The sequence below is a fragment of the Methanogenium sp. MK-MG genome, from assembly GCF_009914725.1.
Lineage (GTDB): Archaea > Halobacteriota > Methanomicrobia > Methanomicrobiales > Methanomicrobiaceae > Methanogenium.
Genome location: NZ_JAAAWJ010000031.1, coordinates 1 through 20,452, shown reverse-complemented (window position 1 = coordinate 20,452; position 20,452 = coordinate 1). Strand labels below are relative to the sequence as shown.

Annotated in this window: 21 protein-coding genes; 8 read left to right on the top strand and 13 right to left on the bottom strand. The window is 50.9% G+C overall.

Going from position 1 to position 20,452, the window contains the following annotated elements; all coding sequences use genetic code 11:
- Positions 1–82 precede the first annotated feature (82 nt).
- The 7 genes from MKMG_RS06355 to MKMG_RS06325 form a co-directional block, all read right to left on the bottom strand.
- A complete protein-coding gene (locus MKMG_RS06355) occupies positions 83–856 on the bottom strand; it encodes a metallophosphoesterase (RefSeq protein WP_165076693.1) in 774 nt (257 codons plus the stop codon).
- A gap of 201 nt (positions 857–1,057) precedes the next feature.
- Positions 1,058–1,810: an ABC transporter permease gene (locus MKMG_RS06350; protein WP_165076692.1), complete on the bottom strand. Its 753-nt coding sequence runs from the start codon at positions 1,808–1,810 to the stop codon at positions 1,058–1,060.
- The gene (locus tag MKMG_RS06345) at positions 1,811–2,794 is read right to left on the bottom strand and encodes an ATP-binding cassette domain-containing protein (RefSeq protein WP_165076690.1); all 984 of its coding nucleotides are present in this window, start codon (positions 2,792–2,794) and stop codon (positions 1,811–1,813) included. It lies immediately after the preceding gene.
- The gene (locus tag MKMG_RS06340; protein WP_165076688.1) at positions 2,791–3,282 is read right to left on the bottom strand and encodes a PadR family transcriptional regulator; all 492 of its coding nucleotides are present in this window, start codon (positions 3,280–3,282) and stop codon (positions 2,791–2,793) included. Before MKMG_RS06340 ends, MKMG_RS06345 begins: the two co-directional genes overlap by 4 nt.
- 257 nt (positions 3,283–3,539) lie before the next feature.
- Positions 3,540–4,340 carry a glycosyltransferase family 2 protein gene (locus MKMG_RS06335; protein WP_165076686.1) on the bottom strand — a complete coding sequence of 267 codons (801 nt, stop codon included), beginning with the start codon at positions 4,338–4,340 and terminating at the stop codon, positions 3,540–3,542.
- 5 nt (positions 4,341–4,345) lie between these two features.
- On the bottom strand, positions 4,346–5,185 hold the full coding sequence (locus MKMG_RS06330) for a UbiA prenyltransferase family protein (RefSeq protein WP_165076684.1): 840 nt from the start codon (positions 5,183–5,185) through the stop codon (positions 4,346–4,348).
- A gap of 164 nt (positions 5,186–5,349) precedes the next feature.
- Positions 5,350–5,934 (bottom strand): TetR/AcrR family transcriptional regulator, encoded by a 585-nt coding sequence (locus MKMG_RS06325; RefSeq protein WP_165076682.1) that lies wholly within the window; start codon positions 5,932–5,934, stop codon positions 5,350–5,352.
- A 398-nt stretch (positions 5,935–6,332) separates the two neighbouring features.
- On the opposite strand from MKMG_RS06325, the gene MKMG_RS06320 reads away from it, so the two are divergent.
- A complete protein-coding gene (locus MKMG_RS06320) occupies positions 6,333–7,481 on the top strand; it encodes an iron-containing alcohol dehydrogenase (protein ID WP_165076681.1) in 1,149 nt (382 codons plus the stop codon).
- 167 nt (positions 7,482–7,648) lie between these two features.
- On the opposite strand, the gene MKMG_RS06315 is transcribed toward MKMG_RS06320, so the two are convergent.
- From MKMG_RS06315 to MKMG_RS06300, 4 genes are all read right to left on the bottom strand, one after another.
- Entirely contained in the window at positions 7,649–9,139 is a 1,491-nt protein-coding gene (locus tag MKMG_RS06315) for an RNB domain-containing ribonuclease (protein ID WP_165076679.1), read from the bottom strand.
- 366 nt (positions 9,140–9,505) lie between these two features.
- On the bottom strand, positions 9,506–9,754 hold the full coding sequence (locus MKMG_RS06310) for an RNA-binding protein (protein ID WP_165076677.1): 249 nt from the start codon (positions 9,752–9,754) through the stop codon (positions 9,506–9,508).
- Between the two features lie 367 nt (positions 9,755–10,121).
- A complete protein-coding gene (locus MKMG_RS06305; RefSeq protein ID WP_165076675.1) occupies positions 10,122–10,376 on the bottom strand; it encodes an RNA-binding protein in 255 nt (84 codons plus the stop codon).
- 274 nt (positions 10,377–10,650) lie between these two features.
- Positions 10,651–10,902, bottom strand: a complete 252-nt coding sequence (locus MKMG_RS06300; RefSeq protein WP_165076673.1) for a DUF504 domain-containing protein — start codon at positions 10,900–10,902, stop codon at positions 10,651–10,653.
- A 212-nt stretch (positions 10,903–11,114) separates the two neighbouring features.
- Between MKMG_RS06300 and MKMG_RS06295 the strand changes: the two genes are divergently transcribed.
- The 7 genes from MKMG_RS06295 to MKMG_RS06265 all read left to right on the top strand — a co-directional run bounded on the left by MKMG_RS06295 (position 11,115) and on the right by MKMG_RS06265 (position 18,365).
- Positions 11,115–11,723 carry a hypothetical protein gene (locus tag MKMG_RS06295; protein WP_165076672.1) on the top strand — a complete coding sequence of 203 codons (609 nt, stop codon included), beginning with the start codon at positions 11,115–11,117 and terminating at the stop codon, positions 11,721–11,723.
- Positions 11,724–11,728: 5 nt separating this feature from the next.
- Positions 11,729–12,985, top strand: coding sequence for an ABC transporter substrate-binding protein (locus tag MKMG_RS06290; protein WP_216842879.1), 1,257 nt, complete (start codon positions 11,729–11,731; stop codon positions 12,983–12,985).
- Positions 12,982–13,797: a class I SAM-dependent methyltransferase gene (locus MKMG_RS06285; RefSeq protein WP_165076670.1), complete on the top strand. Its 816-nt coding sequence runs from the start codon at positions 12,982–12,984 to the stop codon at positions 13,795–13,797. Before MKMG_RS06290 ends, MKMG_RS06285 begins: the two co-directional genes overlap by 4 nt.
- Positions 13,797–14,918: an iron ABC transporter permease gene (locus MKMG_RS06280; protein ID WP_165076668.1), complete on the top strand. Its 1,122-nt coding sequence runs from the start codon at positions 13,797–13,799 to the stop codon at positions 14,916–14,918. The genes MKMG_RS06285 and MKMG_RS06280 overlap by 1 nt, the downstream gene beginning before the upstream one ends.
- A complete protein-coding gene (locus tag MKMG_RS06275) occupies positions 14,915–15,751 on the top strand; it encodes an ABC transporter ATP-binding protein (protein WP_165076666.1) in 837 nt (278 codons plus the stop codon). Before MKMG_RS06280 ends, MKMG_RS06275 begins: the two co-directional genes overlap by 4 nt.
- 379 nt (positions 15,752–16,130) lie before the next feature.
- Positions 16,131–16,961, top strand: coding sequence for a sulfite exporter TauE/SafE family protein (locus MKMG_RS06270; protein ID WP_165076664.1), 831 nt, complete (start codon positions 16,131–16,133; stop codon positions 16,959–16,961).
- An 84-nt stretch (positions 16,962–17,045) separates the two neighbouring features.
- Positions 17,046–18,365: a serpin family protein gene (locus MKMG_RS06265; RefSeq protein WP_165076663.1), complete on the top strand. Its 1,320-nt coding sequence runs from the start codon at positions 17,046–17,048 to the stop codon at positions 18,363–18,365.
- 54 nt (positions 18,366–18,419) lie between these two features.
- Here the strand turns inward: MKMG_RS06265 and dnaJ are convergent, their stop codons facing one another.
- Both dnaJ and MKMG_RS06255 read right to left on the bottom strand, forming a co-directional pair.
- A complete protein-coding gene (gene dnaJ / locus MKMG_RS06260) occupies positions 18,420–19,481 on the bottom strand; it encodes a molecular chaperone DnaJ (RefSeq protein WP_165076661.1) in 1,062 nt (353 codons plus the stop codon).
- Between the two features lie 17 nt (positions 19,482–19,498).
- On the bottom strand, positions 19,499–20,452 hold a 954-nt coding region (locus MKMG_RS06255), incomplete at its 5' end, for an Hsp70 family protein (RefSeq protein WP_165076659.1).

Here is a 20,452-nt window from a genome sequence, read left to right as displayed (position 1 = left end):
GAGGGACAATTTTCAGCTGATATTTTGGCATTTGAATAATATCTATGCGAAATATGGAGGATTTGGCAGTGTTACGCCGGCCTTAACCGATGACGTATGGAACCGACTCTGCAAGTTCAACATCATCCTCCCTGTCCTGGTGGGTGAGTGCGATGATGATATCCGCCCCCTCTTCTTTCAGGGATTTCACCGCCGCATTGCCGATTTCAGCCGTGTTTTCATACAGTATGACGTCATTATCAAGGGTTACAATCTGTTCCAGCTGCGGGGTAATAATCCCGAATATGCCCACCTTTACCCCTCCGGCGTCAAGGATGGTGTAATCCTTCACCGTATCGTTTAATGCGGGATCAGTGAAATCAAGGTTTGCGCAGATTATCGGATACGATGCGTTCGTCGCCCATTCCTTAAAATGTCCGGTTGAAAAATCAAATGCATGGTTTCCGGGCACGGCTGCGTCAACCCCTGCCATTGAACAGGACGTGACCTCCGGGATTCCGGCAAACCTGTGATAGAAACTGCCTTCGCCCAGATCGCCTGCAAAGAGATACAGGGTGGTGTCGTTCTCTTCACCAAGGCTGTCTGCGAGTGCACCGATTCTTCCGATGCGTGTGCCTGTGTCGGTGTCACTCATCGCAGATATATGGCTGTGAATATCAGGTGTCGTTAATATCCTGATGGTCCCTGAATATGGCGAATCGTTCTGATGTCCCAAATCAGTGCTGTTACCTGTGCTGATTCCTCCCCAAATGCCGCCACCAATTCCTGTTGAAAGAACAACAGTCAGGAGAATTGCAATCACGGTAATTGTAAGGATTATCACCTGAATATACTTTATTGCGGATGATCTCTGCATTTTTTATATCACCAAAACGTTACGTTTCCTGATTTTCAACCTGAAATCTACCGGTGCCGGATGACACGTTGATCAGAATAAAAACCATTCTCTACGTATTTCAGAAATATTTGGGGTGGAGGGTTAAAATAATCAGTTAAATGTATACTGCTGTTTTTTCAGGATGGCACTAACTGTTTTCCTGCCGTATCTGACCACAGATCAGATCGATGCCTTCCGGAAGAGCAGCGCACCCGCGACGATCATCACTGCCGTGCAGCCACCGAGGGCTGCAAGGCAGACAAGGGGGTGGATGGCTGACGTGCCCAGAAGGCCGTAGCGGATGCCTTCCACACCATAGGTGAGCGGGTCGATGAGCGTCAGGGGCACCAGCCATTCCGGCAGGCTTTCGATGGGGAAGAGTGCACCTGAAAGGCCGAATATCGGAAAGACCACAAAGTTCATGATGAGCTGGAAGCCGTGCATATCCTCCATCTTTGATGCAATGGCAATGCCAAACGCCGCAAAGCAGATGCCGATGAGCGTCATGAAGAGAAAGGCGATGAGAAACCCGGTGAAACTGGTAAATCTGATGCCGATCAGCAGTGACAGTATGAGAATGAAGGCCCCCTGTATGACTGCGGTCGTGGCACCTCCGAGTGTCTGGCCGAGCATGATCTCAAGGCGTGAGACCGGTGCCACCAGCGTCTCTTTCAGAAACCCGAACTGCTTGTCCCAGATTATTTGTATGCCGGAGAAAACCGAGGTGAAGAGCACACTCATCGCAATGATACCGGGGACCAGAAACTGCATATAATTCTCTCCGGTGTCGCCCGGCATCTGCACGACAGAATTGAGTCCGAATCCCAGGGCCAGGAGGAAGAATACCGGCATGCCGAGGCTGCCGACAATCCTGCTCTTTGAACGGACGTAGCGCTTGAGACTCCGCAGCCAGAGCGTATAGACGATATCCATTTAATGCCTCCCCCCCATCATCCGCATCCGTATCCGGTCTGCTGCCCCTGGCTCTTCCTCCCGGATGGTCTTGCCGGTGTAGTGCAAAAAGACATCCTCCAGCGTTGGCTGATGGATGGAGACCGAGGTGATCGCGTATTCGTGGTCCCCGAACGAACGGATGAGTTCTGCGATATGCTCCTCTGCGTCGTGCAAACGAATGGTTACCTGCCCATCATGCTGCTCTGCACCGGAGATCCACGGGGCAGAGATCTCTGTTGCAATTCTCTCTGAATCCGGAGATGTGACGGTCACCACATCGCTGCCGACCCGTTTTTTCAGCTCTTCGGGGGTGTCCATTGCAATGATCGTCCCGCGATCAATGATGGCGATGCGGTCACAGAGCCGGTCGGCCTCGTCCATGTAGTGGGTGGTGAGGATGATGGTGATGCCCTTTGTGCGGTTCAGGGTCTGGATGTATGTCCAGAGATGGTTGCGGGTCTGGGGGTCAAGGCCCAGGGTCGGTTCATCCAGGAAGAGGACCGCCGGTTCATGCAGAAGTCCCCGGGCTATTTCAAGGCGGCGACGCATGCCGCCGGAGAAGGTCTTCACGAGGCTCTCTTTGCGGTCTTCCAGTTCAACCAGATGCAGGAGATCCTGGATTCGTTCTTCCCGGACCGCTTTGGGGATGCGGTAGAGCCTGCCGTGAAAATCCATGTTCTCCCATGCGGTCAGTTCCTCGTCCAGGCTCTGGTCCTGGAAGACAATCCCGATGGATTTCCGTACGCCGTCCTGATCTTTTTGAATGTCAATACCATTGACCAAGGCCGTGCCGGACGTCGGTTCAAGGAGGGTGGAGAGCATGGAGATGGTCGTGGTCTTGCCGGCACCGTTCGGGCCTAAGAGACCGAATATTTCTCCTTTTCTGATATCAAAGGATATCGCATCGACAGCCGTGAAGTCCCCGAACCGTTTGGTGAGTTGCTCCACATGAATCGCGGTCATCTGTCCTCCTCCAGCTTCCGGAGAGCAATGATGCAGGTGTCAAGGATCTCCGATGCCGCATCCTGTTTTTCATCCGGCAGGTCGCGGACAGACTCCCGTATCTCCCAGATCTTTTCTGCGAGGGATGCAAATTCTTCCCCGAAGATCTCGGAATGGATGTTTCTCAGGAGCTGGAAGTTTTCTCGTGACTGGTGCCTGCTCTTCTTTATTTCCGCAAGGGTTGTCTCCCCTTCCTCTGTCAGGGCGTATATGGTCTTTGAGCGTGCTCCGGTCTCCTGCGGGGCGATGAGCCCTTCGTCTGCGAGGTGGCGGAGCATCGGGTAGAGTGTCCCTTTGCTCGGCACCCATTCCCCCCCGGTCATATCATCAATCTCCCTGAGGAGGTCATATCCCGTTTTTGGTTCGCAGTGCAGGGAATGCAGGACATACAGGGTTATCAGAGTCCGTGTATGGCCGTTATGGGTGGAAAATTTCAGAATGCCTCTCATAGTATGATCACATTTTCTCCGGATGGTGCTTTGAAGAACCGTTCTATGTTGAACTGTTCGATTACGTACTATGGGAGATGGCTACTTAAGAATATGGATAGTAGCAGGAGCGTTCCCGCAGTCAGCATGATGATGAAGAAGAGGCGGGACGGGAGCATTACAGAGCAGAGCTACGGAATTCTGGAAAAAGAGTGCTTAAATTGTGCTTTTTTCAGGAGTTTCCGGGATTATCCGGGTCCCCTGTCTGGCCTCCGGGTTCAGTCCGGCCTGAATTCTTCCATGATGTATTTTCCCCAGGCAGTGCTGATCTTCTGCCGGGCCTCTCTCAGGTCACCGGATATCGCAGACCGCTGAAGAGCAATCGTACGCGGGTGCGGGTATTTCAGGAGACGGTCATCACTTCCGGTGATATGGTAGTGATAAAATCCGGTCATATAAATTGTTGTATACCCGATGATTCCCTTCATCCGGCGTGCAGAGGTGAAGACTGTGGTGCGGCGATCATAGATGCACCGGGCACCGGCATCAGCAAGGCGTAAGGAGAGATCATAATCCTCTAGGATTGATATGTCCCGGTGGCCGCCTGCCCTGAGATATACCTCTTTTGTTACTGCAAAATTTGATCCGATCAGCCAGTAAAACCCAAACTGGTGCAGCAGCAGATAATTCTGCCGCCATCCACGGATGATGCACGAACGGATGGTCCGGTTATAAAATCTGACCGGCCCTGTGCAGACGTCATATCCGCCGGTCATGAGATTTTCCCGGATTGTTTCCAGCCAGTCAGGTGGCTGACGGGTATCTGCGTCCGTGAAGACAAGGATATTCCCGTTTGCCGCCTCGGCCCCGTCTCCGCGGGCACCGCCAATGCCTGCCCGTTTCTGAGAGATCACCTGGTTTGCGAGGGTTGCAGCTATTTCACGGGTGTTATCTGAAGAACCCCCGTCGACAACGATTATTTCATACATCTCACGCGGGATGCTCTGGGCTGTAAGTGATTCCAGACAGTTGCGGATGGTCTCCTCTTCATTGAGTGCGGGAATGATTACTGATATCATGCGGTTCACCGGATACGGGAGATGCGGTTATTCATGAGCAGACGGCAGCCTCTTCCGGCCGCTGGCACCAGGCATTCCCGGCAGCTGTAGAGCGGATAGGCGATAAGGAAAATCAATACAACGGCGTTTATGGCAATATCTACCGCAAACCACCATGCCATCAGTTCAAGCGCTACAACGGAGAGCAGAGCAGTGATGCCCATGAGGAGCACTCCGTTTCTGAGACCTATGCCGACAACCGTGGTGTATGTGGTGCCCAGATCTTCATGATAGTCCAGGATCTCGTGTGCAATCAGTGCCTCACAGCAGATGAAGGTGCAGACCAGCGCCGATGCAGCAGGAAGAGAGATCAGTTGGGGAACTGCGCCTCCGGCAAGGGCATACCCTGCAAGAAACGGCAGTCCCCCGAACATGAGGCCGTGGCAGATGATGTCTGCTGCGAACCGGTCCTTGAGCCGGGCGGGTGTTGCCGAATAGAGGGTCAGGGCAATCAGGCAGAGGAGGGTGAAGACGAATCCCGTGCCTGATATGGTGAGGGATAAGAGGAGCGGTATTCCTGCGAATACTGCACACATGCCGATGCTCTCCCCTTTTGACAGCACCCCGTCAGCTAACGGGTTTTTTCCCTGTTCTGCTTTCCCTGAATGGTTTTTGTCAATATCTGCGTCATACAGATTATTAATGACAAATCCATATCCGGTGACGAAGAAGAATAGTGCAAAGACCATGATGAGGTCGGATGAGATGCCTGCGGCGAGGCATGCTCCTGCAAGCGGAAAGAGCGGATAAAATTTGATCCAGTCTCCTGTGCGGAGCATTTTTCGGTATCCCTGTATTTTGTCCATTGTTGTATTGTTCCTGTATTTTTGTATGTGTCCGGTAGGTTACTGTCCGGTGTTATACCGGGAATTCTGCGGTTTCTTTTCGAAAAACCGGCTGTTGCGGGCAGATGTCTGCGGGGACTCACCGTATGACGTGGCATGTGTCCCATATACTGGTTCTGTCGGTTTCACTGCCTCTGTTCCATGCCGCACCACATTGACGCAACCGACTGTTCAATGGTCTCTTCGACGTCACTTTGCAGTTTGCCGAAGGTATGCAGGTGGATGAGCATAAAGTTCGGGTACCAGAAATTTGCCAGAAATACCTCTCTGTTAATTCCTTTCAGTATCCCGCGGGAGACTGCCTTCTGGTAGAGTTCGTCAAGGGCAGAAAACCGGATGAATCCTTCTTTTTGTGCCTTTTTCGTAATATTCGGGGAGGAGGCGAACTGTTCAAAGAAGAGGGTTTTTTTCGGGTTTTCAAACATCCAGTGAAGCACCTGTCGTTTGACATTTTTTATCTGATCTTCAACAGGGGTTTCCGGACGGATTGCCTCATCCACCGCATCAGCGAGTGCTCTGTGAATAGAGGTGTGAAGTGAATCAATCAGCTCTTCTTTTGTCCGGAAATACCGGAACAGGGTGCCTGCTGACACGCCGGCACGGTCTGATATCTGTTGTGTCGGTGTTGCATGAAACCCCTGCGTTGAAAAGAGATCAACCGCTGCCTCCATCAGGGCCTTCCGTTTTTTTTCTGATAAATGCCTGCTCAAACAACGCCTCCGTATTCTTGGTGCATTACTGTGGATTCAATAATATTTCCATCTCTAAGTTTAAATGAGTAACTACTCACTCATTGCATTTTCCCCTGATATTGGACCTATATGTGTAAAATTCAGCGAAGTCCGCGTTGTATCGCATTACCGGGAAGGGTGTTCAGGTCACTATGGGTCTGTCCGGATGCCGTGCATTTTCGGTGGTTTACTGTGCAGAAATTTCTGCACGCATGCAGTATGCAGCCCCCAGTCCGGGTGTTTGTTCCGGACATCCTCATTTTTTCCGTAGATGGTTCTTTTTGTAAAACCGGGCGTTCTGATCGACGGAAATGATAAATATTACAGGGATGTATGGATGGTGCAGGCACGGCAGATGTGCCAATGGGGGAAAATAAATGGTGTATACCTATTATAATCCAAAAGTCGCCCTGATGGGGGCAGGGTGCGTGAAAGAGATTGGAAACCAGGCGAGAGAGATTGGGGGGACAAAGGCCCTCGTTGTATGCGGGGTTTCAAAACACGGTGAAAAACTGGGAAAAGAGATTGCGGCACTTCTGAAGGATTCCAATGTCGCATCTGCTGTCTATGCGGGGGCAGAACCCAATCCCACAGATACAAGCGTGCATAACGGTGCAGAGATGTATGCACGTGAATCGTGTGACATGGTTGTGGCCGTTGGCGGTGGCAGCCCGATGGACTGTGCGAAAGGCATTGGGATTATCGCAACCAATGGTGGGAAAATAAGTGACTACGAAGGTGCAGGGCATAACCTGAAACCCCTTCCGCCGCTGATCACAGTTAACACCACTGCAGGAACAGCAAGTGAGATGACCAGTTTTGCCGTCATCACCGACACAGGCCGGCACATAAAAATGGCACTGATTGACTGGAGACTTACCCCTGATGTGGCCATCAATGATCCTGAACTGATGGTCAGTATGCCTCCGGCTCTTACTGCGGCAACAGGCATGGATGCACTGACGCACTCTGTGGAGGCGTTTGTGTCGACGATTGCGACGCCGGTTACTGATGCGGCGGCACTGAAGTCCATTGAACTGATTGCTGAGTACCTGCCAAAGGCGGTGAATGACGGTACAAACATTGAGGCCCGTGAGATGATGGCGTATGCCGAGTACCTCGCAGGCATCGCCTTTAATAATGCAAGCCTTGGGTATGTGCATGCGATGGCACACCAGCTTGGCGGGTTCTACAACCTGCCGCACGGTGTCTGCAATGCGATTCTTCTGCCGCATGTGCAGGCATTCAACAAAGAGGCTGTACCGGAACGGTTTGTGCCCATTGCACAGGCCATGGGGGTGGATGTGTCAAAGATGAGCACGGATGAAGCAGCCGGAGCGGCCATTGATGCTATTAAAGCTCTCGCGGCAGATATCGGCATTCCGTCCGGCCTCGCTGAAATCGGGGCAAAGGAAGAGGACTTTCCGGTGCTTGCAGAGAATGCCATGAAGGATGTCTGCGGCATGACCAATCCGAGAGAGGCGGACCTGGACGAGATCATTGCCATCTACAAGAGTGCAATGTGACCTGTCCGGGGGTCACCCGCTCTTTTTTTTGATCGGTGTGCACCTTCCGGTAGTGAACTAATTAAATGAGGGTTTGGTTCAGCGCTCTGTATCGATACGCTGAGTAGGTCCGGGGAGAAAAAGGGACTGCACGAATGATACCCTAGGTATCAGCGGGGAAAGGGGGATTATGTAAATCGTCTGATATCCGGTCTTTGGCCTGTACATTCAAAGTCGACGTATCCCTTATATGGGTTGGTGTGAATCAGGCGCACAATGACTTTTTGGCCCACTTTCAGGCACTCTTCGCCCCGCATGACTCTGCCCTCTGCAGGCGGGGAAATTAGCCTGACGTAGGTGCCTTTCTCCGAGGCACCGGTGACAAACCCCTCGAATATCTCCCCCACTCTGTCCTGGAGGAGCACTGCCGCTGCTGCTTTGCGCATGAACCGCTCGACTTTCTTGGACCCTTTTTCCCGGTCAGAGAGCCAGGCGGCCTCTTCTTCAAGGTCTTCGTATGTATACGGGCAGTGTCTCTTGTCAATGGCCGATTTTATCAGCCGCTGGATGATGAGGTCTGCATAGCGCCGGTTGGGTGCGGTGGAGTGCGTATAGTCAGTGACCGCAAGGGCAAAGTGGCCAACAGGTTCTCTGTGGGGGTCGCGGGCGATGTATTCTCCCGGCCCCATCAGTTTCACAATGGTCAGGGAGAGGTCAGGAAAAGTCTCCGGGCTTCTTTCACGTTCACTATCAAGGAACCGGGAGAGGGCTTTTGCATCCGGCCTTTTTGGCAGTTTCCAGCCGTATTCCGTTGCGGTATCAACGATTTCATTCCAGTATTTCGGTGTGACGACAACCCGTTCGATCATGGGTAACCTGGCATCCTCCAGGAATGCAACCGTTGTCCCGTTGGCAGCGACCATGAACTCCTCAATCACCTGCCGTGCCAGATCCTGGCGCTGGACCACCAGATCCCTGACCAGACCTTCTTCAACCACCGGCTCTGCCTCGATGGTTCGGAGGTCGAGGGCACCATGCTTCATGCGGTAGCGTCTCAGGCGCTGTGCCGCCTCATGCTGCAGACGGAGCTGCGCTTCGAGTCCCGGTAGATCACTGACCGATGAAGGGATTTCATGGGTTCCTTCCAGCCACTCCCCGACCTCTTCGTATATGAGTTTGGCCTTGTTTGCGACAATGGCCCGGTAGAGACTCCCGTGACGGGTGCTTCCGTCCGGGAGAACGGTGTATTCGATGACGACTGCCTGGCAGTCCTGTCCCGGCAGAAGGGAGGTGATACCTTTGGAGAGCCGGTCGGGGAGCATGGGAAAAGTAACAATGCCGGTATAGACCGATGTGCCGTTATATGCGGCATACCGGTCGGCATGAGAATGGTAGGGGACGTATGAATCGACGTCAGCGATGGCGACTTTCACATACACCTCGCCGTCTTTCCCCTCTTCACAGTATTCAATCTGGTCGAGGTCCATGGAGTCATAATTGTCTATAGACGACCAGAGGAGAGAACGGAGGTCACGGGCATTCTCCCTCTCCTCCCGGAATCGCGGTTTGATGACATTGACTTCGCGAAGGACAGACCGGGGGAATTCCGGGTAAAACCCGAATCTCTCCATTGCATCCAGAGCGATGGCGACGAGGTCAACGTAGTGACGTCTGTTCATGCTGATCTGGTATCATGCCCTTCATGACTTAAATATATCTGGGCACCCTGGCATGCTCCCTTCTGGTGCCGGTTGCTTTTAAAAAGAGATTTTTGTATGGCAGCGATGGATGAATATTCCTGTATCCGGGTAACACACAGCTGCCTGAAATTATTTCAAAAACAGATGAATTATCCTGATTGGTGCTATGCCCCCGCACCTCTCTTTTTATTCTGTCCTCCGGTGTGTGTCATCCCGGTAGTAAGGTTGTATCAGTGGACTGAGTGATATATACCGTGTATACATAGGTTCAGCACTCAGGATAATCCACTGCATGAATGGCTGATGACGTATATGCCAATGGCACGTACGCCACCCGGATTATGGTTATTTCTTTGTCTGGGTGGTTGGATGGGCTTTTTCAATATGAAGGGTCTTTCCTTCGAATTCCCTTCCGGATAAGGATTTCTGTGCCAGTTCGGCTTGTTCCAGTGTCGCAAAGGTGACAAAACCCGATCCCCTGCCACGGATGATTTGAACCTCTTTGATTTCTCCGAACCCGGTAAAGAGATCTCTGAGATCCCGTGCCGTCATTGAATGCTTTATGTTTGAAACGTAGAGTTTGTGGCTTACCATCTGTTTTTTCTCCCTGAATTGCAGGTTTAATCTGCGTATTCACCAATGAATGTTTTGGTACGGTGGTGCTTCTGTGCCACGCTCCGAAAGAGATTGCACCGGCAGGCACGTTCATCATTATGGCAACGCACATGTTCTCTGATATCGTCCCGGAGGCCTCTCTGATTATTTTCTCATTAAGGGCGGTCGGTTCTGCGGTGACGGGCCGAAGGCTGAGATGCTCTCTTCTGGTGTCTGCATCTCTCTTCCCACCATCCGCTACGCTGTCTCCCCAAGGTAGGCAGATCATGCCTGCGAAGTTAAGCAGACTGCCTCAGCACTCAGGGTAACGTCCTGTGTGACTGATGACGCCTGCGCCACTCTGTGATTATGGTTTTCTTTCGTTCTGATAGATGGGACGGGCGTCTTCCACGCGGAGGGTCCGCCCTTCAAATTCCTTTCCGGCCATCGCTTTCCGTGCCTCTTCGGCCTCTTCAAGTGTCGCATAAGCGACAAACCCGAATCCCCTGTCACGGATGATTTTAACAGATGTGAGTTTGCCGAACCCGGAAAATACCTCTCTGAGATTTTCTTCAGTCATTGAATGATTGATGTTCCCAACGTATAGTTTGTGACTTTCCATGTATACTCCCCCGAATAGCAGGTGTGATCTGCGTAATCCCAAATGAATGTTTGGGTGAAATGGGCTTTCGTTCCGGCTGATGTATTCATGAATGCCGGGAATAGTGTCTCCGGGCGTGCTCATCTTTCCCCGCTCCTGGAGTTTCGTGATGTGTGACCGAAATGAAGAGTTCAAAGAAGCTCCCTGATTCCCTGACGCGACCGGCTACTGACATTGTCGCGGGGGCCGCTTACGTTTTTGGTTCCTCCCTCTGTTACTCCCGCTATTCCTCCCGCTATTCCTCCTTCGGTTCCCAGATGGGGATGCCCGCGTAGGTGATCATTCTGATGCGGTGATACGGGATGGGTTTCGTTCCTTCGGTGGTCACCACTTCAAAATAGTATCTGTCAAGGGCTTTGATGTATTTTCCTTCCGCCGTTGACCGGTCATTCGGGGCCCCGCGGTCAATGTATTCCACCGCGGCTTTGTTGATGTCAAACTCCGGGTCATGCCAGATGCGGAGGAGAAGGGCATGGGTGGTACGCATGAAGGGTGATAGGGGCGGTGCTGGTATTTCAGGTTTGCCGGGCAGGTGAGATGATGGCGAATATTTCCTGAATGAGTGGATGCAGAGTATTTCGTCATACTGATTCTGAAATTGTATCTATTTTTAACCCATAATGATGATTTTTTGCCATAATTTGTAAATAATAATTAAAAATTCATCACAATTAATATGAAAAATTATAAATTACGTATGTGAGTAATGTTAAATGCATAGTTAATGATCAAACTTACACGGGGATTGTGATGAACATGGACAGTATATTAAAAAAGAGAATTATTCCGGCAGTAATCCTGATTATTGGATTGATACTCCTGCCGGTTATGGGAGTATCCCTTGTTGAAAGGGACGTTTCTGTTTTGGATAATACCGCAACAATCAAATTCAGTGTTGATGCAGAAGAGCCCTTTTCAGTTGGAATAGTAGAGACCGTTCCCGAAGGCTGGAATTTTGCAGATAATGACAATTCAGTCTCTTCGTCGAAAAACGTTCAGATTGATCGCAAAAACAATCAGATTGCATTTTTCCTCTCAAATGAAGAATCCGTTTCATACCAGTTAACCGGAACAGGAGATGGTAAAACCGGTTTTAAAACAGAATGGGTCGATCTTCTCTACCTTACCCCTGAAACCAGCGAAGGAACAGAGAGATGGATAACACTCGGGGGAAATCCCGTTGCAGAAGATAATGAACATTCCGATCTGGATGCAAAGGCAACCCCCGGGTTTGGCATTTTTGCGGCGGTTATTGCTTTCATCGCCACAGGACTGGCACTAATTGCAGTAAACAGAAAGGAGGCCTGAAACCGATGAAAATTACCGGAAAATTAATACTGACACTCTTCTCTCTGTTTGCTTTCGTATGTGCCCCGGCAATTGCGGCAGAATCCCTGCCTCTCGGGTCAGACGGGGAGATTACGGAATCAATGGTCTCTGATGCAGTATGCGGGTATATGCTTGGAAACAATGAGCTGACACTTGATGAGGTATCCGATGCTGCATATGTCTACACCGTCTGGAACGGAAAACCCCATACCGTTACGGATATGGACGGGAGGACAATGACGTTTTACCGTCCGATTGAGAGAATAATAACCACAAACCCGGATAATACACGCCTTTTAATCGCTTACGGGGATGGCGATCTGCTTGTTGGATCAGATGAATGTAGTGTTGGATCACGCTGTGTGTGTCCGATGACCACCGGGGATGAAATTTATTGTGAAGAGTGCTGGGACAGCTGCACAGCAGGCGGACTCAATAATGTCCCCCAGACAAGCACAAGGTACGAGGTCAATTACGAATATATGGTATCCCTAAAACCTGACATCATCTTTGAAGCAGATTTCTGGAAAAATCGTGCAGAAGATATGGTGGAGAAGGTAGGTGTACCTGTCTTTGTCGCCGGAACGGACTTTAACTATGATAAAATGAAAGAGCACCTGATATCTGTCGGCAATGCTCTTTCAAAGGATAAAGAGGCAGAAGAACTTGCGGAATTTATGGATGAAAAGATGGAGATGATCACATCCGTAACAGACAACATTCCTGAAGAAGAGAAGCCTACTGTATACTTTGCCCCAAGAGGAGCAAAGAAGGGCTTTTATGATGCAAAAGAGGGCAGGGACTTTACAAGAACCTACAATATTTATGACCCGATGACTCTTGTGGGCGGAATTAATGTTGCAAAGGACTGTGCAGACGGTAATGTGAACGTTGCAGTTGAACAGATTATTGCCTGGAATCCGGATGTTATACTCATCTCATGTTCTGATCCGGAAGATGCAGGTGTTCAGTTCATTCTTGATGCACCGGAATTACAGTCAATTACGGCAGTAAAAGAGGGAAGAGTCTATAATGTATTCTATCCGCACTGCCGTGGTCGTCCGTCCGATATCAACCTCATCAATACCATCTATATCGCAAAGATACTCTACCCTGACAAATTTGCCCACATAAATATAGAAGCTGAAGGAAATGAGATTGAAGAGGCCTTCCTTGGCGTAGACGGGGTTTATACCGCATACTCTGAATATCTCAAATTCCCGGTGGAGCAGGAAATATGATGGATATTGTTGACTATAACCGGATATGGAGGATATTCAGAAAAAAACATACCAATCCTTCATTTAACTGGGACAAACGGGCGGCGTCATTTAATAAAGTGGTGTCAGGAACATCAGCCGAAGTTGAAAAAACGGTCCAGTCACTTGGGCTTTTGCCCACCGATACCGTTCTTGACATGGGAGCGGGCACAGGCAGATATGCAGTCTCTCTGGCACAAAATGCCGCCCATGTAACCGCACTTGAACCTTCAAAGGGAATGCTTGCCTTTTTTGAAGAGAATATGACGAATGCAGGAATGGTAAATTATTCCGTAGTAAATAAAACATTTGAGGATACTGAAATTGGCACTGACATCCCGGTGCATGATGTTGTATTTGCATCAAATTCGCTCGGGTTTGATGATCTAAGAGCCGGTCTTGAGAAACTGGACTCGGCAGCAAAGAAATGTGTTCACATCCTCTGGTTTGCCGGGCCTGCACGCCACATACCTGATCCTGAACTGATGAAGAGGCTTGGCACTGATATGTCTGACACTGCAGCGCCTGATTACATCATTATTGCAAATGTCCTTCACCAGATGGGAATTTATGCAAATGTTTCGGTTGAAAAAACGGTCCAAAACCAGACCTACGATTCAACAGATGATGCGGCGGATTTCTGGATCGAGAGAGGCAATTACACGGATGACATGCAGGATGTCATCAGGGAATATATGGAAGATACCCTGACTTCGGATGAAAACGGCAGATTCCTGTCACAGAGAAGCTATCACGCTGCGAGGATCTGGTGGGAGAAGGAGGATGCCCGGTAATGAGTTCGGAGTACGAACCAGTATCCGAACATGCAAAAAAACACCGGACGGAGCGCAAGAAAAAGCTTGAGGAGGTCCAGAAGGAGCATAAAAGGCTCCAGGGAAGAAAGGTCACCTTCCTTGCCGGAATTGTGGGTGCGATATTTATTGGAATCGGATTTATCATCACCATCGGGCCCCTTGATATATCTTTTTTTCAGGTTTATGAGACGCTCTTTGCAAAGGTAATTCCGTCATTTTTCAATATGGATGGGATGTATGAACAGATTGTCTGGAATATCCGGTTACCAAGAATAATCGGTGGAGTATTTGCCGGATTCGGTTTTGGTATCTGTGGATGTGTCATGCAGGCGGTACTGAAGAACCCGCTTGCAAGCCCGTTTACCCTCGGTATTTCTGCCGGGGCACATTTTGGCGTTGCTCTGGCTGCCGTCTTTGGCGTTGCCGTTATAGGCGGGGCATATCTGTTAATTGCCAATGCATTTCTGTTTGCCATGCTCTGCTCGCTGTTTATTGTGGCGCTTGCCGCACTGAAGGGTGCCACATCGGAGACGCTGATTCTTGCCGGAATTGCTGTTAATTATCTTTTTTCCGGGCTTTCGCAGCTCATGGCGTATTTCGCAAATGATGAACAGCTGCGTCTTATGACCACATGGGGTATGGGGGATCTCTCTGCATTCTCATGGAACAAGTTTCTGCTGTTTTTTGTGATTTTCGCGATATGCACCCCGCTTCTGATGTCAAAGGCACGGGACCTTAATCTGATGACAATCGGAGACGATTCCGCCAAAAGTCTTGGAGTTGATGCAGACCGGGTCAGGATGTTTACGATGATGATATCCTCATTTCTTGTTGCAACCATTGTATGTTTTACCGGAACGATCGGTTTTATCGGACTTGTGGCACCCCATATGGCACGAATGATCATTGGTGCGGATCACCGGATTTTAATCCCGGCATCAGGCATTCTCGGTGCCCTGCTTCTTATCGCCGCAGATGCGGTTGCGATGAACATCATCGGCCCGGTTGTAATCCCGACCGGAATTATGACTGCCCTGCTTGGTGTGCCGTTCTTCCTGTATCTGATTCTTAAAGGAAAGAGAAAGGAGTTCTGGCAATGAAGATCAAACTTTCTGTTAAGGAACTTGAATTCGCATATGATTCGGTGCCGGTTCTTTCCGGGCTTACGATGGATATCAGGGAGGGGTCGTTGGTTTCGGTACTCGGGCCAAATGGCTGTGGCAAATCAACATTTCTCAAATGTGTCAACCGGATACTGCAACCCCAGAATGGGTCGGTTAAGATTGATGATACATGCACGGGGGATTTATCAAGGCGCGAGCTTGCAAAGCGGATGTCCTATGTACCGCAGTCTTCGGTCAGGGTATTCCCACATACTGTTTTTGATGTGATCTTAATGGGCAGACGGCCACATCTTAGCTGGACCAGTTCGGGGGAGGATGAAGAGAGGGTCTGGGATGTCATTGATCTTCTCGGACTTGAGGAGATTGCCCTTTCATCCTTTAATGAACTGTCCGGTGGACAGCAGCAAAAGGCCCTCATCGGAAGGGCGCTTGTTCAGGAGACGAAACTGATGCTCCTTGATGAGCCTACTTCCAACCTTGATCTCTGGCACAAGATGGATGTAATGCGTATTGTCGAGGACCTGGTATCCCATGGCAAAATTACGGCGATGATGGCAGTTCATGATCTGAATATGGTGGCACGGTTCTCCCATGAGATTATTATGATGAAAAAGGGGCAGATCATCTCCTTTGGGAATCCCTGGGAGGTGTTAACCCCGGAGAATATTGCATCGGTGTATGGTGTCGAGGTGGAGATACGGGATTTGAATGGCGGTGACATTCCGCTTGTTGTTCCGTTAAGACAGATGAAGGATGACTGCTGTATGCCGGTTCCTCCGGATACGATTCCCGTTACGGTCGTTCACTGATTTACCCCTTATTTTATTGTCGGGATTTTCTTTTCATCTGGTCTTATTTTTAATGGGAAACGTTGGGAGACAAACATCCGGTATCTCCCGGATGTGTGTGTTGTCGGGTCGGACAATGTCGGATGTCTTCACAGAGCGAATGAAAAAATGGTGACGGTTCAGCCAATCAGTGCCTGAAGAGTGGATGGCTGACCTGTTACAATAAGAAGAAACCAACTCGCCGGGTGACAATCCGGTAGTGTCCGGGAACCTGTCCCCTCTCCGGAGACCTGAAGTGATTTTTATCTGCGGATCACAATTGTGTAAAAAACAATCTTTATCATGAATCGCAGGCAACTCATTTTGTTCAAAAATATTTGAATCAATCTGTGGTTTTCACATGACAATGGAACTTATCTATATCATCGCACTGATTCTGACTGGTATTGTGGTCGGGTTAGCAGGCGGATTGCTCGGTGTCGGCGGCTGTTTCATCATGATCCCGGTGCAGTACTGGGTTCTGACCTCAATGGGGTTAGACCCCGGGACAGCCATCCTGATTGCGTTCGGAACAAACCTGGCTGTTGTGCTGCCGACCGCCATATCTGGTGCATACGGGCACAACAAAAAGGGTGCTGTTGCCTGGAATGCCGCAGTGATCATGGGAATTGCCGGGTTTGCAGGAGCACTTGTTGGCGGATATATTGCCACTCTGATTCCGGGAGAATATCTGACGACCCTCTTTGGGCTTGTGATCCTTCTCAGTGCCATCCGGATGCTCACGGCGAAACCTCCTGCTGTGGATGCCAAACCGGTTGATGACGTGGTGACGTTCCTCATATGGGGTATCCCTCTGGGTCTTCTCTCCGGTATCATCGGCATCGGTGGTGGTGTCCTCCTGATCCCGGTGATGGTGCTTGCCCTACACTTTAAGATGCACACCGCTGTCGGGACATCAACGGCCCTCATGATCTTCACCGCCCTTGGGGGCACGATTGCCTATATCATCAATGGGTGGGGCGTTTCCGGACTGCCGGCATATTCACTTGGGTATGTCAACCTGCTCCAGTGGGCTCTCCTTGCCATCCCCAGCATTGCAATGGCACAGGTGGGAGTGCGGGTGGCCCACAAACTTCCTGCAAAACAGCTGAAATATGTCTTTATTGCGGTGATGATCTATATGGGCCTGAAGATGATGGGAGTCTTCACCTTCCTGGGCCTCCCTCTCTAATCTCGATTCCTCTTTTTTGTAATAGGTATGGATGGATTCGTAATTATCATCTGATTTATATAAATTGGGGGGCCATTGCTCAACATGAAGAAACAGGCATTCCTGATGGGGGCTGTCGTATGCATCATCCTTGTCTGCACCTTTTTTGCAGGGTGCACTGCACCGGACGATGGCCCGGTCAAAACCCCGGCTGAAACTCCGGTCGCCACACCTGTTACTACCCCTGTGGTCACCCCCGTTGCCGCGGGAAGCACCGCAGATGTTGTCGAAGCAAACACCCTCTTTGCGTATGATCTGTATCACACGCTCAGTAGTGACTACCAATATGTGGATCAAAACATCTTCTTCTCCCCCTACAGTATATCAACCACTCTTGCACTTACCTACGAAGGGGCGAAGGGGACAACCGCAGATGAAATTCGCTCGGTCTTTCATTTCCCGGTAAATGACACCGTTCGGCAGGATGGCTACGCGGGCCTTATTGCAGGCCTGAACAGCCCTGACGCTGCATATACTCTTCAGACGGCAAATGCACTCTGGGCAGAAAAAACCAATCCGTTCCTCCCGGCATATATTGAAACCGCAGAGCACTACTACGCAGTGGAGGTCAGGAACATGGACTTCACCTCTGCACCGGAAGCGTCCCGGCAGACAATCAACCGCTGGGTGGAAGACCAGACCGAAGACCGGATTAAAGACCTCATCCCTGCGGGGGCAATTGATTCCCTCACACAACTTGTGATCACAAACGCCGTCTACTTCAAGGGGACGTGGGTGCTGCAGTTTGATGAAAATAATACCCGCCCGGCGGAGTTCCGCAGCGAGGGGGGCGAGTATGTCACCGTGGATATGATGCAGAGAACGGATGAAGATGCCCGCTATGCCTACGCCGAGACAGCAGACCTGCAAATTCTCCGCATGCCGTATGAACACGAGAGTGGGAAGGCCCTCTCCATGCTGGTGCTCCTTCCGAAAGATGGTGAGATCACCACGGCGGAGGCTGCCCTTGGCACCACCGAGTTTGCGGATGCGGTGGCATCAATGGAAACAAAACAGGTAGAGGTATTCTTCCCGAAGTTCACCCTTGAGACCACCTATTCCCTGCCTGGCACCCTGAAAGCGATGGGGATGCCGACCGCGTTTGGGGATGGCGCTGACTTCTCCGGCATGGACGGCACCCGCGAACTCTACATCAGCGGTGTCATCCACAAGGCCTTTGTGGATGTCAACGAGGAGGGGACAGAGGCCGCCACCGCCACAGGAGTAGTCTTGGCGGGTAAGGGGATGATGGAGGAAGACCCGGTCCCGGTCTTCCGGGCGGATCATCCGTTCGTCTTTTTGATCACCGATGACGAAACCGGTATGCTGCTCTTCATGGGACGGGTTGCAGACCCGACGGTCTGATACCTGCAAACCTAATGGAAAAGAGGGGGAATATTCCCCGGAAGTCACAGAAATTCAGGTGAGGCCGGAAAAGGCCCCATCTACCATCTCTTTTTGGACTTTGGTCAGGTTTTTGGGAATAGTCACCACCACTTTCACCAGCAGGTCTCCCCGTCTGTCAGAACCCATATACGGCATCCCCTGTCCCCTGAGCCGGAAGAGCGTATGACTCTGTGTACCGGGGGGAATCGTCAGGAGTGCTGTTCCCGTGAGGGTCGGCACCGTCATCTCCCCGCCAAGAAGCGCTGTTCTCAGTCCGATGTTTGTCCTGCTCTGGAGATCTACGCCATGCCGCTCAAATGAGGGGTGCTCTGTCACATGGACAACGGCATACAGGTCACCTGGCGGGCCCTGCTTCATGCCCGGTTCACCTTCGCCTGCAATGCGCAGAAACTGGCCGTCTCTCACACCACGGGGAATGGATACTTCAATTCTCCTCGTTTTTCGTATCATTCCTCTTCCCTGGCAGGTCTCACAGGGCTTTCCGATGATCTTTCCGCGGCCGCCGCAGTCAGGGCACGGGGCGATGGTCATCACCTGCTGCCCGCCACTCTGCTGCACCCGGCGCAGTTCACCTGTCCCCCTGCATGTGGGACAGTCCCGCATAAATCCGGGTTGTCCGCCTGTGCCATGGCAGGTCATGCACTCGTAATCATGAGGCACTTCAACGGTGTTCTTTATGCCATAGAATGCGTCAGTAAGGGAGATACTGATGTCATACCTGAGATCGGCCCCTGCCCGGCTTCGCGCACTCTCTCTTCTCCCGGAAAAGACGTCAAAGATATCACCCAGACCAAAGTCCCGGAAGAGATCATCATAACCGGGGGTCTTATAGCCCGCGAAGTCCTCAGGGGTGAACGCAGCGTGCCCCACCTGATCATACTCGGCTTTTTTCTGCGGGTCGCTCAGTACCCGGTAGGCTTCATTGATCTCCTTGAAATGTTCCTCTGCCTCTTTGCTGCCTTTATTGAGATCAGGGTGATATTTCCGCGCAAGCTGCCGGTACGATTTTTTTATATCATCCTGTGATGCATCCCGTCTGACGCCCAGCGTTTCATAGTAATCCTGTTTTCCCATACACTTGTAAAAAATGGTTATTCTTTGTCATGGACCTTAAAATCAGCATCCACGACATCTTCACCACCCTTTCCCTGTTCATTTCTCTCCTGCTGTTCACTGCCTTCAAAACCCTTCTCCGGCCCTGATGCCTGTGCCTGCTGCTGAGCGGACTGCTGGTATATGGCAGTGCCCGCCTCACTCAGAACGGTCTGGAGATGTTCGGTTTCTGATTTGATTTTATTGGTATCCTTCTCTTCCAGTGCTGCCTTCAGGGCCGTTATCGCTGCGTTCACTTTATCAGTCAGTTCGGGGTTCAGTTTATCCGCCAGTTCAGATAGGGTCTTTTCCGCGGTGTAGATCAGGGAATCGGCCGTGTTGCTGACCTCGACCTCTTCCTTTCGCTTGCGGTCCTCTTCTTCAAACTGTTCTGCCTCATTCACCATCTTATTGACATTGGTCTCCGACAGTTTTGTCGAGGCGGTGATCGTCATCTTCTGCTCCTTGCCTGTCCCGAGGTCCTTTGCGGAGACATTGAGGATGCCTGATGTGTCGATATCAAAGCTGACTTCTATCTGGGGGATGCCCCGTGGTGCAGGTGGGATGCCGACGAGATTGAACTGCCCGAGGCTCACATTGTCGGCTGCCATGGGCCGTTCGCCCTGGAGTACATGCACCGTGACTGAGGTCTGGAGATCTGCTGCGGTGGTAAAGATCTGGCTTTTTTTGGTGGGAATGGTGGTATTTTTCTCAATCAGCTCGGTCCGTACGCCGCCCAGGGTTTCGATGCCGAGCGTCAGGGGCGTTACGTCCAGGAGAACCATGTCTGTTATTTCGCCTGCGAGAATCGCTCCCTGAATTGCTGCTCCTATGGCGACACATTCCATCGGGTCGATCCCGCGTTCCGCTTTTCTCCCGATATGGTCCTCAATAAATTTCAGCACAACCGGCATTCTCGTCGGTCCGCCGACAAGGATGACCTTCTGGATGTC